The 16,359-nt window shown below is 44.8% G+C and carries 17 protein-coding genes; 6 read left to right on the top strand and 11 right to left on the bottom strand.

Annotated features, from left to right (window positions below):
• The first annotated feature begins 100 nt into the window (after nt 1-100).
• From DSM2777_RS11340 to DSM2777_RS11330, 3 genes are all read left to right on the top strand, one after another.
• On the top strand, nt 101-1,618 hold the full coding sequence (locus tag DSM2777_RS11340; protein ID WP_237087838.1) for a sigma-54 interaction domain-containing protein: 1,518 nt from the start codon (nt 101-103) through the stop codon (nt 1,616-1,618).
• A 442-nt stretch (nt 1,619-2,060) separates the two neighbouring features.
• Entirely contained in the window at nt 2,061-2,699 is a 639-nt protein-coding gene (locus tag DSM2777_RS11335) for an OB-fold-containig protein (RefSeq protein ID WP_061554004.1), read from the top strand.
• Between the two features lie 35 nt (nt 2,700-2,734).
• Entirely contained in the window at nt 2,735-4,465 is a 1,731-nt protein-coding gene (locus DSM2777_RS11330; protein ID WP_156088354.1) for a flotillin family protein, read from the top strand.
• Nucleotides 4,466-4,880: 415 nt separating this feature from the next.
• Here the strand turns inward: DSM2777_RS11330 and DSM2777_RS11325 are convergent, their stop codons facing one another.
• Entirely contained in the window at nt 4,881-5,258 is a 378-nt protein-coding gene (locus tag DSM2777_RS11325; RefSeq protein ID WP_061554003.1) for a HumD family translesion DNA polymerase, read from the bottom strand.
• A 241-nt stretch (nt 5,259-5,499) separates the two neighbouring features.
• Between DSM2777_RS11325 and DSM2777_RS11320 the strand changes: the two genes are divergently transcribed.
• Genes DSM2777_RS11320 through DSM2777_RS11310 form a run of 3 tightly spaced genes read left to right on the top strand, consistent with a single transcriptional unit; the run spans nt 5,500 to nt 8,214 of the window.
• The gene (locus tag DSM2777_RS11320) at nt 5,500-5,865 is read left to right on the top strand and encodes a GtrA family protein (RefSeq protein WP_025796609.1); all 366 of its coding nucleotides are present in this window, start codon (nt 5,500-5,502) and stop codon (nt 5,863-5,865) included.
• Nucleotides 5,862-6,788: a glycosyltransferase family 2 protein gene (locus tag DSM2777_RS11315; protein ID WP_061554002.1), complete on the top strand. Its 927-nt coding sequence runs from the start codon at nt 5,862-5,864 to the stop codon at nt 6,786-6,788. The genes DSM2777_RS11320 and DSM2777_RS11315 overlap by 4 nt, the downstream gene beginning before the upstream one ends.
• On the top strand, nt 6,781-8,214 hold the full coding sequence (locus DSM2777_RS11310; RefSeq protein WP_061554001.1) for a glucosyltransferase domain-containing protein: 1,434 nt from the start codon (nt 6,781-6,783) through the stop codon (nt 8,212-8,214). The genes DSM2777_RS11315 and DSM2777_RS11310 overlap by 8 nt, the downstream gene beginning before the upstream one ends.
• Before the next feature lie 15 nt (nt 8,215-8,229).
• Here DSM2777_RS11310 and DSM2777_RS24960 read toward each other — a convergent pair whose 3' ends face one another.
• The 10 genes from DSM2777_RS24960 to DSM2777_RS11260 all read right to left on the bottom strand — a co-directional run bounded on the left by DSM2777_RS24960 (nt 8,230) and on the right by DSM2777_RS11260 (nt 16,359).
• Nucleotides 8,230-10,263 (bottom strand): tail fiber/spike domain-containing protein, encoded by a 2,034-nt coding sequence (locus tag DSM2777_RS24960; RefSeq protein WP_061554000.1) that lies wholly within the window; start codon nt 10,261-10,263, stop codon nt 8,230-8,232.
• Nucleotides 10,263-10,907, bottom strand: a complete 645-nt coding sequence (locus tag DSM2777_RS11300) for a phage baseplate protein (RefSeq protein ID WP_061553999.1) — start codon at nt 10,905-10,907, stop codon at nt 10,263-10,265. The genes DSM2777_RS24960 and DSM2777_RS11300 overlap by 1 nt, the downstream gene beginning before the upstream one ends.
• A complete protein-coding gene (locus DSM2777_RS11295) occupies nt 10,907-11,143 on the bottom strand; it encodes a hypothetical protein (protein ID WP_061553998.1) in 237 nt (78 codons plus the stop codon). The genes DSM2777_RS11300 and DSM2777_RS11295 overlap by 1 nt, the downstream gene beginning before the upstream one ends.
• 7 nt (nt 11,144-11,150) lie before the next feature.
• On the bottom strand, nt 11,151-11,906 hold the full coding sequence (locus tag DSM2777_RS11290; RefSeq protein WP_237087837.1) for a hypothetical protein: 756 nt from the start codon (nt 11,904-11,906) through the stop codon (nt 11,151-11,153).
• Nucleotides 11,899-13,317 (bottom strand): baseplate J/gp47 family protein, encoded by a 1,419-nt coding sequence (locus tag DSM2777_RS11285; RefSeq protein WP_061553996.1) that lies wholly within the window; start codon nt 13,315-13,317, stop codon nt 11,899-11,901. Before DSM2777_RS11285 ends, DSM2777_RS11290 begins: the two co-directional genes overlap by 8 nt.
• A 65-nt stretch (nt 13,318-13,382) precedes the next feature.
• Nucleotides 13,383-13,724 carry a contractile injection system sheath initiator gene (locus DSM2777_RS11280; RefSeq protein WP_061553995.1) on the bottom strand — a complete coding sequence of 114 codons (342 nt, stop codon included), beginning with the start codon at nt 13,722-13,724 and terminating at the stop codon, nt 13,383-13,385.
• On the bottom strand, nt 13,724-14,398 hold the full coding sequence (locus DSM2777_RS11275) for a Gp138 family membrane-puncturing spike protein (RefSeq protein ID WP_061553994.1): 675 nt from the start codon (nt 14,396-14,398) through the stop codon (nt 13,724-13,726). Before DSM2777_RS11275 ends, DSM2777_RS11280 begins: the two co-directional genes overlap by 1 nt.
• The gene (locus DSM2777_RS11270) at nt 14,398-15,333 is read right to left on the bottom strand and encodes a phage protein (RefSeq protein WP_061553993.1); all 936 of its coding nucleotides are present in this window, start codon (nt 15,331-15,333) and stop codon (nt 14,398-14,400) included. The genes DSM2777_RS11275 and DSM2777_RS11270 overlap by 1 nt, the downstream gene beginning before the upstream one ends.
• The gene (locus DSM2777_RS11265; protein ID WP_061553992.1) at nt 15,308-15,649 is read right to left on the bottom strand and encodes a phage baseplate plug family protein; all 342 of its coding nucleotides are present in this window, start codon (nt 15,647-15,649) and stop codon (nt 15,308-15,310) included. Before DSM2777_RS11265 ends, DSM2777_RS11270 begins: the two co-directional genes overlap by 26 nt.
• Entirely contained in the window at nt 15,649-16,359 is a 711-nt protein-coding gene (locus DSM2777_RS11260) for a phage baseplate protein (RefSeq protein WP_039189911.1), read from the bottom strand. Before DSM2777_RS11260 ends, DSM2777_RS11265 begins: the two co-directional genes overlap by 1 nt.

Raw genomic sequence — 16,359 nt, 5'->3', positions numbered from 1 at the left:
ATGTCCGGCGGGTACCAAATCACTCGCCGGACAATCTGCAATTGCTCAACGAGCAAACATTGCTACCATAGCCGCCATACATTTGACTCTGGTGGTTATCATGCTTACCGTTGGGTGGAATATAAAAACTATCGATCGCACAGCCATGATTGCTGATGTGATCAGTGAATTCAGAAACATGGATGTTTATATTGATGCGATGCACGTTTCATCGTGTGAAATTTTTATTCGCTTTAGCATTCCCTCGGAAACAAAACTCCAATACTTGCTCGGCAATCTGCTGATAAACAATGATATTTTAAGCATATACCCTGCTAACAACGAACCTGCGGCATCATCCTACTCGCACTATGCCCACATTATTATTTCAAACTACGGCGTTATTAATGACTTTAGCTCTAGCGCAGAAAAAGCGTTCAGCTTATTGCGCCATGAAGTGATTGGCAGAAATATATCAGCACTGATTGATTGGGAAGAAGTTAAGGATTTCCGCTGTGGGAAAGTCAGCACCAAAGAAATAGAAAACAAAATAACCGGTGAGATGATTAGCTGCACCATCCGCCCGGTATTACACAATAACAAAATCACTGGTGCCAATATTATTCTTGGTAAGGCCAAGAAGACATCGCTGATAAACAAGTCCAAGAGTAAAAAGCTATCTTCTGATTTCGATGAACTCATCTACGCAAGCCCCGTTATGGCTGACTGCTTAGCCGCAGCACACAAAATAGCGCAAAGCAAATACACCGTCCTGATTCGGGGCGAAACAGGCACAGGCAAAGAGTTAATTGCGCGATCTATTCACGATTCCAGCGAACGACGGCACAATGCTTTTGAAGCTATAAACTGCGCCGCAATCCCAGAGTCTTTAGTTGAAAGCGAACTATTTGGCTACGAATACGGCGCTTTTAGCGGTGCACTTAAAGGCGGCAAGATGGGCTTATTTGAAAGCGCCAATCACGGAACTATTTTTCTTGATGAATTTGGTGAGCTTTCGCTTTCCCTTCAAAGTAAGCTGCTACGAGTACTGCAAGATGGAATGATTAAGCGAGTAGGAGGACTCAAAACACAGCATGTTAATGTGAGAGTGATCGTCGCCACCAACCAAAATCTAGAACACATGATTGAACAGAAACAGTTTCGCGAAGATCTCTATTATCGCGTAAATATTCTGCCTATCGTCATTCCTCCACTTAGAGATCGTAAAGAGGATATCCTTCCCCTCGTCAGTTATTTTTTCCAAAAATACAGCCATGAGCTGGACAAAAAACTCACACTATTACCTAGTGCGCTCGCCACGCTGACAGCGTACTCATGGCCTGGCAACGTGCGTGAATTAAAGAATATCCTACTTAGAACGATGCTATTAGCTGAAAAAACAGAGATCGCTGGCGTCGATATTTCGCTACCCGAAGATAATAATCTAGAGATACATACTCACGATGGCAGCATTAAATCTATGATAGAGAAACAAGAGTGCGACATTATTAGGAAATATCTTGTTTCGCTGGGCTCTGCGAGGAAAGTCGCAAGCCAAGTCGGTTTATCTCATACCACGGTGCTCAATAAAATTAAGCAATACCATTTAGAACATTTGCTATCGCGGAACAGAAAGTAGCGTCTTAAGGATTCAAATACATTGACTATATTCATGTTTTATATGAATAAAATCGCCATCACACTCAACTGATGCGCCTAACATTTACAGAATTAATTGCTCTTTTAACAATGGAGATATGGGGAGTTCATTCATAACCAGTGTTTGAGCCTAAACCATCTCAGCGTCCCATTGATTAATTTCTTGATATTATATCGCGAGAATAATCACAAGCATTATTTCATCTTGATTATCCGGCATAGATTAAAATAACCATCTATTAATACCTAGAATTTCGAAAAGTTGGCACAAGCTGTTTTAAGACTTAATGATTCCCCATCGAATATACTTAAAGATTATCTATCCACATAATTACCCTATATCTCTGCCATTCCATATCAGAAATAAAAAAAATAACGTTAATATAGCCAATATTACGAATATACACAGAAGGGATACTCTAGTGATACTAATCTCTGCCTATAACGCACCTTTTCTCTTTGCACTCGCGTTCATCATTTCACTTGGTGTATTAGAAATATTATCACTACTAATAGGTGCTAGTGCATTTAGCCACATAGATTCCTCTATCGACACTCATCTTGATCTGGCTAGTGGGGATAATCTGCTAGTACAAGCACTAAGCTGGTTGCACATCGGTAGGCTTCCGCTGCTGGTAACGCTTGTTTTATTGCTTGGTAGCTTTGCCATTATTGGCATCAGCGGGCAATACCTGATGATAAGCCTTTTTCAAACGCGGTTATCAGCGGAGTTGATGGCTCTAATTTCATTTGTATTATCGCTGCCTACTTTACATTTCATTGGCCGATGTCTTGCCCCCTATCTTCCCAAAGATGAATCCTTTGCGGTGTCAGAAGATAGCTTTGTCGGCGCAATGGCTCTCGTGACTCAATCTGCAGGCAAGCCTGGGATGTCAGCCGAGTGCAAAATTATCGATGCCTACGGGCAATCCCACTATTTATTGATTGAGCCAGAAAGCTCAGATGTCATTTTTACCCGCGGAGAACGCGTACTCATTATTGCCCAAATATCGTCAGCGCGGTTTTTAGCAAGCAAAAACCCTTGGCCTAATTTACTGTAAATCTATATTACTCAATGATATAAAAAGGAAATTTTATGTTTGAAATGGATAATATCCCTTATTGGGGATTTGTTGCAGTTGGTGTATTAATCATATTATTAGTTATCGGGATTATCTTTTCTCGACTCTATGAGCGAGCTTCAGCAGAACAATCGTTTGTTAGAACCGGCTTGGGTGGGATAAAAGTTGTCATGAGCGGAGGAGCTATCGTACTCCCTATATTTCATGAACTTATTCACATCAATATGAATACCCTTAAGCTGGAAGTCAGTCGCTCGATGAAAGACAGCTTGATCACCAAAGACCGCATGAGAGTCGATGTTGTCGTCGCATTCTTTGTTCGTGTAAAACCAACCATTGAAGGCATCGCAACCGCGGCACAGACGTTGGGACAAAGAACGCTGTCACCGGAAGATCTGCGTATCCTTATTGAAGACAAATTTGTAGATGCACTGCGTGCAACGGCATCACAAATGACCATGCATGATCTCCAAGATACCCGTGAACACTTCGTTCAAGGCGTACAAAATACGGTCGCTGAAGATTTAACTAAGAACGGTCTTGAGCTGGAAAGCGTTTCATTAACCAACTTTAACCAAACCTCAAAAGAGTTCTTCGACCCTAACAATGCGTTTGATGCCGAAGGTTTAACTAAGTTAACTCAGGAAACCGAACGTCGTCGCCGCGAACGTAATGAAGTTGAACAAGATATAGAAGTTGCCGTGCGTGAAAAGAACCGCGATGCCATGTCACGTAAGCTAGAAATTGAGCAGCAAGAATCGTTCATGACTTTTGACCAAGAGCAGCAGGTCAAAACCCGTAGCGCTGAGCAAAGCGCTAATATTGCCGTATTCGAGGCTGAACGTCGTCGAGAAGCGGAACAGAGCCGTATTAGTACCGAACGTCAGATTCAAGAGGCAGAAATCGCGCGAGAACAGGCTGTTCGTACTCGTAAGGTGGAAGCTGAACGTGAAATTAGAATAAAAGAAATTGAACAACAGCAAGTTACCGAAATCGCTGCGCAGGACAAAGATATTGCTATTGCCAGTAAATCAGAACAGCAATCTCAAGCTCAGGCAAGAGCAAACGACGCCTTAGCGGAGGCTGTGCGAGCCGAAGAGCATGTGGTGACAACCAGAGAAACTGCCGAGGCAGATCGTGCCAAACAGGTTGCGTTAATCGTTGCTAAACAATCAGCAGAAACCGAAGCCGTACAGCTAACGCTAAAGGCACAAGCTGAGAAAGAAGCAGCAGAATTGCAGGCATCCGCCATCATTAAACTTGCTGAAGCAACATTGAAAAAAGGACTTGCTGAAGCTGAAGCTCAGAGAGCGTTAAATGATGCGGTTAATATACTGTCTGATAATCAGACCAGCTTAAAATTCAAATTGGCGCTATTACAGTCCCTGCCTAGCATCATTGAAAAATCCGTTGAGCCAATGAAATCTATCGACGGAATCAAAATAATTCAGGTTGACGGTTTAAACCGTAATGGTTCAGCCACAGCCGGTAGTTCGTCAGAATCAAACAGCAATGGCGGCGGCAATCTTGCAGAACAAGCGATGACGGCCGCGTTATCCTACCGTACACATGCGCCGATTGTAGACTCCCTGCTCAAAGAAGTCGGCCTTTCAGGGGGTTCGTTAGCCGCGCTCACAGCAGCATTACCCAACACTCTTGGCCATGCAGAGCTGACAACGGCTGAACATCCTGTACAAGAGAATATATCGGTTGCTGGCACCGAAAATCCCCCGCTACCTGCTTAAGCTATTTTCAGCACAACGAGGCCGTGTCATTCGCTTATCAGTAGCATGTGAGAAAAGAGTCTGACGCGGCCTAAATTCAATTCAGGAGACAAATTGGCCTTGAGCTGGTTTGAGAAATTTGCTTATACCAACAGTGACATTAACTTTTGCTATGGGGGATTTTTTAGTGGGAAGAAGGAAGGCTATTCATTGAATTAAATGGTACGCCCTACAGGATTCGAACCTGTGACCTACGGCTTAGAAGTTCATAGATCTACATTATAAACCAGTAACTTACCGCACTACACTGCGCTCACACGTCCCAATACACGGAAAGTTACGGTAACTGACTGAAGGAAACCTTTGGTCACCAGTCCCAAATCTGTCTCAGAGAATTACCGCAGGCCACTCATGGGTGATCTGCGATAGTGCTCTCTCAAATACACGGGTTATCATCAAACTCGCTCAGCGACATATCATTGACGACATGTGTCACCACTCCGAATATCTCAAATCCCGTCTCCTCATCTGCAAACGTCACATCATCATAATTTTCCAGCTTTGCTAAACACGGCACTGGCATAGTCAGTAATCGACGCAAGACGAACTCGCCGCATAGCGCTGCAACAACAATACTTCCATGGACCGGTCGCTTCGAGCTGTCGATGACCAGTAGCGCATCTTTGAGTATTCCAGCGCTTGGGCAATAGTCTGGGCACTTCATGAAGTATATCGCGTGCGGTGTTTTGATAAATAGCTCATCAAGACTAATTGGCTTGTCTGTGTAGTCAGCTGCTGGGGATGGGAAGCCCATATGTCACCTACAAAATAACTGTTCATATATACAGTGTATTTATGTAATGGGATGCTGTGAAGGGGTTCAGTTGTAAAATCTAGGAAGATTATGAATATGCAGGAAATAAAGATACAGTACACAAAATAAGCTCTGAACCCGATGGCGCCCTCATAAGTGAGGGCAACATGCGATCAATAGCTGATCAAAAGCCTCTCAAATGCTAAACTCTGCCATCACTTAAAATTACTCTTATTGACAAATGCTTAAGCTTTTTTCCAGATACATATCTGTGGGTGTTGTGAACACGGCCATTCATTGGATGGTTTTTGCCATAATTTTCTATGGTGTTAAGGATGATCAAGCCCTCAGCAACTTTGCTGCGTTCTGTGTTGCTGTCACCTTCTCTTTCTTTGCAAACGCCAGATTCACATTCAAGGCTCAAACTACGACCATGCGATATATGCTTTATATCGGGTTTATGGGAGCGCTAAGCGTCGCGACAGGATGGGCGTCTCAGGCATGTGGATTGCCTCCAATATTTACTCTAGTCGCCTTCTCTGCGATTAGCCTAGTTTGCGGGTTCTTCTATTCTAAATTCATCGTTTTCCGGAGTGAAAAGCAGTGAAAATCTCATTGGTTGTTCCTGTCTTCAACGAAGAAGACACGATACCTATTTTCTATAAAGCAGTTCGTGAATATGAGCCGCTAAAAGAGTATGACGTTGAGATTGTTTTCATCAATGATGGAAGTAAAGACTCAACAGAAGACATTATTAATGCACTATCTATTTCAGATAAACTCGTTAAATCCTTAAACTTCACGCGAAACTTCGGCAAAGAACCTGCTCTATTTGCTGGGCTTGACAATGCTTCTGGTGATGCAGTCATTCCAATTGATGTCGACCTGCAAGACCCTATTGAAGTCATCCCGCTACTCATTGAGAAGTGGAAAAATGGCGCAGATATGGTTCTAGCCAAACGCACTGACCGATCTACAGACGGGCATCTGAAGCGTAAATCTGCTGAAATGTTCTATAAGCTCCACAACAAAATCAGCTCGCCAAAAATCGAAGATAATGTGGGTGACTTCCGGCTGATGTCTCGTGAGACGGTCGAAAATATCCAGAAGCTTCCAGAACGTAACCTGTTCATGAAAGGTATCCTTTCTTGGGTTGGTGGTAAAACTGAAGTGGTTGAGTATTCTCGGGCCGAACGATGTGCGGGAGAATCTAAGTTCAACGGCTGGAAGCTCTGGAACCTTGCCCTTGAGGGAATAACAAGCTTCTCTACGTTTCCACTCCGTATCTGGACTTATATTGGACTCGGTGTATCTGCTTTCGCCTTTATTTATGCTGCATGGATGATTATTGACAAACTCATTTGGGGAAACCCTGTTCCGGGGTATCCATCTTTGATGACAGCAATTTTATTCTTAGGCGGTGTTCAATTGATCGGTATTGGCGTTCTTGGTGAGTATATTGGCAGGATTTATGTTGAGTCGAAGCAGCGTCCGAGATTTATTCTGAAGAAAAGGAATAAAGATGTTTAAGTTGAATAGATTTGATAGTGGGAGCTGGGTAATTGTTTGTGTTACCGCTCTATTTGTGTTGCCTATCCTGCTTTCAGGTGTTTTGTATCAGGACGATATACTTAGAGCAGCTAATGGCGAGGCGTATTGGGGTGTACTTGGCCGTCCTCTTTCTGACGTTGTTGTCATGGCTCTTGGGTTTGGTTCGGGATTCGTTGTTGATTCCTTTCCGTTATCTCTGGTACTGGCTGGCGCATTACTTGCCGCTTCGTCAGTCATGCTTTATTGCCGGTTCGCGATCAGCCGCGGAGTTGCATCTGGCTTAGTTTTTTCATTATTTTCATTAAGCCCTTTCTTCCTTCAAAATCTTTCTTATCACTTTGATTCATTCCCCATGATGCTTGGAGTTTTCCTTGCAGTATTGCCTTACTCTAAAATATCTGCGTCATGTAAGTTGGCGGTTAGGGTGCTATTTGGGGCTGTGTGCCTTGTGCTTGCCTTGAGTCTCTATCAGGCAACAATAAATGTATTCCTTTCTTTGTGCGCCATAGAAATAGCTTACGTGCTTTACAGTAGGGGAAGCGGAACAGATGCATTGCGAATGTCAGTCGAAAGAGCAGCCAGCGCAATTATTGGGATGATAGTCTACATGAAGGGTGTGGCTCCATTCTTCTTGTCTAAGAATGTCCACTCAGATCTTGTTGTAAAAGCAGAAGACCCACTAAAAAGCCTCTCTTACAATTTTGGCAGATTCTGGAACATTGCCTCAAGCCTGTTTAATGAATCGCTATACATGGCATGGTTTCTGGCGCTTGCAATTGCGATTATTGGCTTGATAATGCTTGCTTGCAGGCTAATCAGGTCTGATTTTTCCTTTGTATCAAAAATCATTGGCTTTGCAGTTTTGGTACTCGGTATCGCAGTGGCAACGTTCTCCATTGTTGGACCATTTATCTTTGTCGATAAGACTGTGGTTGCTCCTCGGGTAATGATGGGTTTGCCTGGGTTTATGCTGCTGATTGGATACCTTGCCTCCATGCTATCATCAAGAAGAATAACCACCATCGCATGCATTATTCCGGTAATGTTCTCCTTGTCCTACTCGTCTGCATATGGGAATGCAAGCAAGCTTCAGCGCTCACTAGAGGATAAGGTTTTTTATGATATAGCATCTTCGTTGCCTTCTAATCTGGATGGCAAAAAGGTGTATATCTCTGGCCAGATATCTACCGCTGTCGCTACTGACATGGAATTTAAGAGATTCCCTTCCCTTAAATGGATGGTCATGCCGCTATACAACTGGTCAGGAATGATAATGCTGAAACATTACGGAATAAATGCTGAGATGGGGTTATTGAAAAAAGATATTAAAGACATGCCTGCATTTAAGGACAGTCGTTACTTCATTATCTACTCAGGTGATCATTATTACATAAATCTTAAATAAGGCCCGCAAGGGCCTTTATAGTGTAGGTTTAACCCACAATTTATAGGTAATACCATAGGATGCGTTAGCCGTAGTTTGGAGGACTATAGACGTATCGCTGCTAGATTTTATGCCAACACCGGATGGCTGATTATTTGTGCTGACGCCTACCATCGCCGTAAAATCGACTATTTTAAAGTTTGTAGGAGCGGTTATGGTAACAGTCCCATCCGCTGCAATCTTAGCGCCCTGCCACGAATTATGCACAGATACAGATTTCCCTGCATAATCGTATGAGGAGCTTGGCTTTAAATAGCGATCTATGTACATCCCACCTATGGCCTCAATGTTAGCGATGTTTGCTGGGGCTAGCTTGAGTCTGGCATCGGAACCGCCGAGGGAATGCGCCCCTCCCAGATATAGCCCACAGTCCTGAAACGTAATTTTACTAGTAGTATCAACCGAAGTTACATACTTAGTAGTTTGCCCCGTAGGCCAGTTGGATACTGCGGGGATAAAATGATTAATGGTTACGGTACTGTACCCATTTACATATGTGAAGCTCCTGTTTGTAGTTTGTATTGCCGTTTCATCTGGTAGAGACATAAGACTGCGCATGCGATACGCCACACCCTGAGTACCTAGCCCGTCAGGTAAAACCTCCCCCGGAAGCATCCCAAACGATATATTAGCCTCAACCGAACCGATGCAGTTAAGTACGGAGCCTTGCCACGCCTCCACCCCCATATCAAAAATAACACCATCACATGTATCCAGCGTTATCCCCATTGCGGTTTCATTAGCAGAATCGTAATGGGGCATTGATGTAAGCGCCCCCTCAAACCAGCCATGAAATTTAGCATAGTTACAGTTTCGAAGATAAACAGGGAAAACTGTATGGTCTATTTGTAATTCAATATTATGCGAGGTAGTGCTACCACCTTCCTTGGTTTTTTCTGGTGTTTTACTCACAGCATCCCAATAAACCCCTTTATGACATGAGTCTATCTTTATCGATCCTTGAGTTCCCCAACACCCATAACCGAAGCATGCAAATTCGCCTCCATATAAAGATACATCTAGGTTTGCTTTCATGGCATAATTAAGATGTAGGCACATTGTCCCTATACCTTTAGATGCGGTATGCCTTGCGGCATTCCATCGCAACTGGAAGCCTTTAAATGTTATATTTCTGACGTTTTCTCCCGTCACGCCAGCACCAGAAAACTCAGATGCATCTCCTACTCGCACAATGCAAAGTTGTCCAAATGCATACGCAGAATAGTCAGAAGGTACATTCCTGATAAAGCCTGTTTCCCATGTGAAATCGTTAATAGGTGAGCCAATCCAGCATGAATAAGGCCCCAGTTTCAAATAGTTATCACCAAGTTGATATTTCTTGAACTTTGCCACCCTAATTTCGCACTTCCCTCTAGCGTAATTCTCAGCAGCCTGACACGCAGCCCAATCGATAGTCTGAGTTAACGCAGTGACGAATGGATAAACGGCCTGAGCTGCGGAAAGAGTGGAATAACGCTCGGAAAGTGGATGAACGGTGCCGTCACCAATTGCGCCGAATTGCTCAGGAGTGACGTAAATCAGAAGCTGTGAAAGATTCCCTTGCGGCATGACGCTCACCATTGTTGAATCAATATTGCTTTCTATTGACCCCACCTTCTTCCATGCGCCATCTTGAATCCCTCCAGTGCTTTCCGGTGTAGATGCAGCCGGAACTTCCTTAGAAAACACTCCAGTCCAGTAATACCAGCTTTTACTATTGTCATCCCAGATAAAGTCCCTTTCAGACTCTAATGTAGCTCCATTAAGGAAGGTATTCTTACCGTCAATTAAATACTCGAATTTGTCGTTTACATCTTCAACCGATGGCACACCAAGATTAGCTCTGGCTTGTGCGTTATTCTCAAGTTCGGATAGGTTATTTTTAGATCTCAAGAAGTGGGTAATCGGCAATCGCTGATCTGTTTCGTTCTGGTTAACTAGTAGTACTGCTGCATCAATCGTATCTGTTGCTTCAGGTAGTTGTGTTAGTTTTACTTTTTGTTCTGCCATTATGCGGTCCTATACCAGCCAGCAAGTTTAATAAATGAATTGGTTATATTTACTTGTTCGCCACTCCCAGAGTCATTGGTGTTCCCCTTTACTTTGTGAGAATGCGCACCAATTTGTGTTTTGTGAACATGGTCGCCTGCTGCTTTCATAACGGCATTGCTCGTCCATCCTACGTCAGCTGTAGCGCCTGCTATTGTTGTGATACTTCCTCCGCTACGACCAATATTACCAGTGTGAATATGAGAGCCATTATTTGTAGTATCTATGGTTCCATGGTCATATAAATCCGTAGTTAGATTTACTGTGTGTGAATGTGCCGGTAGGTTTTGCTCTGCGATTTTTAGCGAGTCATTACCACCGGATTGCAGAACATCGCTTCCAGTTGCATTTGCAAGACGAATAGTTTTCCCTGCACCTGGTAATCTTGCCCAAGTAGAACCAACCCATATCGTGTTAGGGTTTATGCCATTAGAAAACCATTCAACTTTTCCAACTGGATAACGCATGTTAAACATTGCGTTAAGTAATACTTCTACGGTGATAGATCGGTCATTCCCGCTCTGATTAATATGCAATAAGTCCCCTTCATCAGCTCCAGAGGCAGATGAAAGGTCTGTTAGGTACTTAAGTGTAATATCGGCCATCAAGCCCCCTCGAGCGCTGCAATACGAGCATTGAGATCCGCTATCTGCGCGTAAAGGTCATGAAGCAAAGTGTTCAAATGATTAGCTGCCAACTTGCTGCCTGCGGAAATGGATCCATCAGGCATACGAACCGGAGGAACGAATCCTTTATCAAGAATTTCATCTGGAATAGGCTCTTTATTTGACTGCCCATCAGGGTAGGTAACATCTGTGTTAGCAAAGGAAGGTATAGCCATTAATTACTCACTTAGGCATCGCGCCACATAGCATTGTTCCTGTGACGCCATAGTCACGGGAAAATATAAGAAGGTAGTCGTCATCAGCTACGCCTAGATATGATCCGTTAACTTCGAGCACACCGGATACCGAGCCAGCAGCATCAAGATAAGAGCCACTAATAAAAATCGAACCGCGATTGAGACCTAACGCAGTATCATCTCCAACTTGCATTGCTGTATTGGTTCCGACCTGAAGCGCCTGTCCGGAGGAAATATCTATTCCAGCTAATGAAAAGCCATTTAGACCGTAATCATGGGTCGAATAAGCTCTCACGCCAGCAACAGAAGCGTGATCAACGATAGCGTTGATGTTTTCTGGTACGTATGGACCTGTTGCATGCACACTGAATGCTGCTGGTGATAGTTCGACGAGCTCTACATCCGTACTTGAAGTGGTTGTCGCTGTTACGACCATTACGTTATCTGGCGTACCGCTAAAGGAAGTTGCCAGTTTCGCCTGCATGATAGCCCGTCGATAATCATCGTCAGACATTCCATCCCGGCCGACATCAACGTACTGACCAAACCTGTCCAGCTCTATGTCGTGGGCGTTGTATATGCTTTGTGTCAGGTAGATGTATTTGGCGCGCGCTTCTATTTCAGGATGAAGTACACCAACAGCAGCAAAGAGGTCAGGAACCTGCCCGCCCTTTTTAAGCCAGTCAGTAGGCCTCTGTCGTATCAGCGCAAGGAAATCGATATCAATCCATTCATCAGACACCTGTGACCTCCACATTGGCAGCGGAGAACGAAGCAAAGGAGTTTTCAGCTACGGAAATATTACCTTCGCCAAACGTAGTTCCGTCCGTGCTGACTGTGATGGTCATCTTCCCGATGCCGGTTGTATTGGCGTAGATGTAACCATAAAGGCGCTGGGTAATAACGTCATCACCAAGGCCGAGAGTCGCACCGTAAGCAACAACACCCTGCTTAATAGCGTCCACAACAGCAGCTGGTAAAGGCTCCTCAGTATCCAGGAGAACAACGTCAACTTTGACGTAAATATCTACTTCAGTGGGTCGTGAGAAGTTAACCAGATGCGGCCTTTCATACCGGTCATATACAGTGATCGCAATTGAGCCGTATGTCGCTATACCAGCACCTTTGTACTTCCAAATAGCGTCAGCAATATCCTGCTCTAGCCCGCCTGAAACGATAGTGTGGATGGCTTTTGGAGGAATGCTGTCCACGGTAGCCATGGTGTCGTTTTCAATGACTTTGGCTAAGGTTACACCGCTGACTTCCGTAATAAGGCGCGTCTCAATTGCTGGAATGGTTGCTGCGCCGCCTGATGACGCTCTGCTCTGGTATAAACGTTGGCGGTAATCCGTGTCTGATTCCCGATCGGAACCGGTAGCCCCCTGAACGAGGTTGTTAACTGCAGTCCATCCTGTGATGGCACTTACCGGATTGTTTAGTCCGCCAACAGGAACGACAATCGGACCTGCTTCTGTGGCCTCAAAGATTGCCGGTGATCCAATAAGCTGCCAGGCCAGTCCAGCGCTAAGCGAAACTGCGTAGCCTTCGATGAGGTTTTCAGAGGTGAGCCTGATTACTGAGCCGTTTGCTGTAGCTGAATACTGGCTTGTTGAGTCCACTACTGCAGCAAGGCCTGTAGCAATAGTGTTTACTGTGTCTCCAGCGATCTTGTTGTAGGTATGGTCAACGCCGGCAATCCGTACCGTGTAGGTGGTTTGAGTGTTGTTTGACACCCTCACCTCTCCATCCAGAAGCGTAGAGCGTGAGATGGTGTAATCTGCCGTCAGTCTGAATTGGTAATTACCAAAAGAAGCTAAAGAGCCCGCAGGAACAAGTCGTGATTCAGAGCCATAAATAACGGCGTTTACTTTTGTCGTGGTTTTACCATGCCGGGTAATGCCACCCATCCAGTCGCCAAGAGCATCAAGAGCGAATCCCTCAGCAGAAGCAAGAAACCGGCTAGCCCACAACTCCTCTTCAGTTTCAAAGTGAATTGCATTTTGCTCAGCTTCAATTCCGATCCACTGTCCGGTGGTCGAATCAGCCTCTCTGTTAATCGGTCCAACGACCGTCTCCATTGCATCACCGATTTCCTGAACCATCTCCGGTAATGTCGGCTTGTCAAAGCCTGTCGCAGTAATGTAATCAGCCATATGCACCTTATTTCAGGCATAAAAAAGCCCCGCACAATGGCGAGGCATATTGAAGGGGTTATTTATCAGGGGTACTGCACCAACCCGTAATCAGTGTTGGCTGTAAACTCGATACTCAGCTTTCTCTCTGCCCGGTCAAAGCTGTAGGTAAACTCAACTATGCCGGTAACACCTTCTACAGCGAGGATTTCTGTACGGATGGCTGATAGCGCACCATTAAGCGTTACCTGCTTACCGAGAATATCTTGTAAGTACGGCGTTCCGAATTGACTATCAAGGAACCACTCTCCGCGCCACATGTTAAGTCTGAACTCGACCTGCTGCCTGACGCGCTCAGCACCATCCACAAACTGTAAAAGACCATTAGTGAATACAATCTTGTTGTCGGTTAGTCTGAAATCAATCATTAGTTTTCTGGCTCCCCTGTTGTTCCACCGCTATCGCCAGGGTGTTTATGTGTGGCAATCTTGATGCCGTTAATCACTACATCGCCAGTTACATTCATAGTCCCAGTAATGCTTGCCACTGAACCAACTCCGCCAGAACCAGTCATTCCACCTTGATATGTGAACATGTTTTCAACGGTCATTTGTCCCTTAACGGTATGAAGTGGAGTTGTTTCCTCTACTCCGCCCGGCGCATTTATCGTTATTTTCCCATTGGCATCTATCGCTATAAATGCATCACCATGATACATGCGCATATCGTCATTACCTGGAACGGCGTCACTATAGCCAGCTCCCGGTATTACGTAAGAATCGATTATGTCGAAACGGCGAGTATCATCACTACCATCTATTGCTTGCTGACAAACAATCAAGAAACACTGGTCACCAGCCATAACTGGCCCTTTAATGCCAGCTTGACCACCGGCGAACTGTGGCCAGATCATTCGAAGGTCGCTTAAAACTGGGTAAGCGTTCGTATCACCATCTGAATAGATTTTCTCTCCATCCGGCTTTACGGTTACCCTTCCAGCGTTATAACTGACGACTGTACACGGCAATGCAGTGTTAACCGTGTCCATTTCAGTGCTTACGAGCCGCCTTAACGCTTCAACCACATCACTGTTATCAGCCATTAAATGAACCTCAATAGCGCCTCTACGCTCCATTCCTGCCCATGTGTATCACCGCTATAACGCGCCTCTTCCACACGAAAGAACTCACCATCAATCCCGCGCGATTTCACCTGCACATAAGCGCCTGGATAAATCGCCGGATTAAGTAGTGATTTCACCCTGTAGCCCTGCACCTCAAGAGTCACCCTATCCTTCAACTTCGCGGTGGGGTCTTCTACATCAACAACGGTGCGCACAATCCCTTTTTGACCGTACTTAATCCCCTGCTTAGCGGCAGTCTTCTCGGTCATCGTCTTTGCTTCGCGGCGTGGGTATCCAATCATCCCAGTGTCTTTCGACAGGACAACCGCCGTATCTGCGTAAACTCCGCCCTTCTTGATGATCTGAATTTCCCCATCCTGTGCGCTCCACTCAAGCCCAAGATAGTTACAAATCCTATCCATAGCATCACGCACCCTGCCGTTATAGGCGAACCCTCCTACATACTGCTTATCCTGTACCTTGCTAATGCTTTTCTTAATGGGTAATCCAAAGTTTTTGGCGACGCCATCAAGTACCGTCATCGCAGAGGTATTTGGGGGGAATGAAACACTGATCTTCGCGTCACGAAGAGGAATAACGCTATCTAGCAGCTCCATTTCTGTAACGGTATCTGGCCCGTCCTGATAGGTTAGGCTGCGGCAATTGGTTCCCGTGAATATGGTGATAGCCCCAATATCGTTTACGTAGCCAGCTTTGATGATAACGATATTATTAATTGTCTCGAGCATGGTGATCGTGCTTGGAGCTGCATTGTAGATTTTAAGAGAGGCTTGATTGGCTGTTTTGCTGGCTGTTTTTGTGATGTCGAATTCAAATCTCAGGTCTTTAATGCTAACCGCATCGCCTTGTGGCTGACCAACAACTATCTCACCCGTTCGTAGAAATAAACTCATTTATCTCTTCCTTAGAGGCATAGAGCAAAAGGTGATCTCCACCAATGGAGTCAATATCTGGTCTGGTTTTCTCGCCATAGGTACGAATGAAATACAGATCGCCAGAAAAGTTATCGAGACTGAAGTTCTTTAGTAATGGGTAATTCTGAACAAGCTTTACTCCAGTTATGATGGGAACAGATTCACGATCATAAATACCCAACGACCAGAATCCGAATCTCTCATTCCACCGCAATCTTAGAGATACAGGAGTGTCATCAAACACAGCCTGAAGCGTCTGGTCAGTAAACCCTGCTTGAAAATTTAATGGGGTCATTACGTAACACCGCCTATAATTTTACCTAGATAATCACCCAACTTTCCGCTAGCCCCAGATAAACCATCAGATGCCTGTTTGAGAATTGAACCGGTATTTTTACCGTTATCCTTAGTGGGCGTCGCTCGATTAGCCGTTGCCGGATCTGATGAGTTGGATGTTCCAGCCTTCGAAGTCCCAGACGTTCCATTGCCAGATTTTTTTACGCCAACACCGGGTGGAAGTTCAGTAGTTGCAGTGCTAACGATATTGCATTGAACGGCATCTATAGTGAAGTTAACCGCATCCCCATCGCCAGCTCTACGAGGTATATTTATTGCTTGAAGAAGCATGTTCTCGTAGGTGTAATTTTTGGTATAGATGGTGACTAATTCATTAGATTGGTAAAGCGAATCAAGTAGCTTGATTGCTGTGTTGACCCGATCCTCACCTGAAAACCCGCTAGCTAAGGCATTTGATAGCTGTGTTAAAACACCGGTTACCGGCGCATTGCTGATCATGCCCGCAACCGTGAGCTTTCTTGGCTGCCTGATAATATGGTCAGATATCGGTGAACCATTCTCTACAGGGTTCATTGTTACATCACGATTCCACTCGTGTGTCTCCTGATCTAACGTGTCGAATTCTAGATTGCCGATAGATGGGTCATTAAGTCGGAATGTACTGTCTCCAGATGTATTCCATAGAAAGCCAAGCACATCAGTCGCCAT

Origin of the sequence: Obesumbacterium proteus (assembly GCF_001586165.1) — a bacterium.
In the GTDB taxonomy this organism is placed as follows: Bacteria; Pseudomonadota; Gammaproteobacteria; order Enterobacterales; family Enterobacteriaceae; genus Hafnia; species Hafnia protea.
The sequence above is the reverse complement of the archived record's forward strand: the minus strand, read 5'-3'. Positions and strand labels throughout refer to the sequence as shown.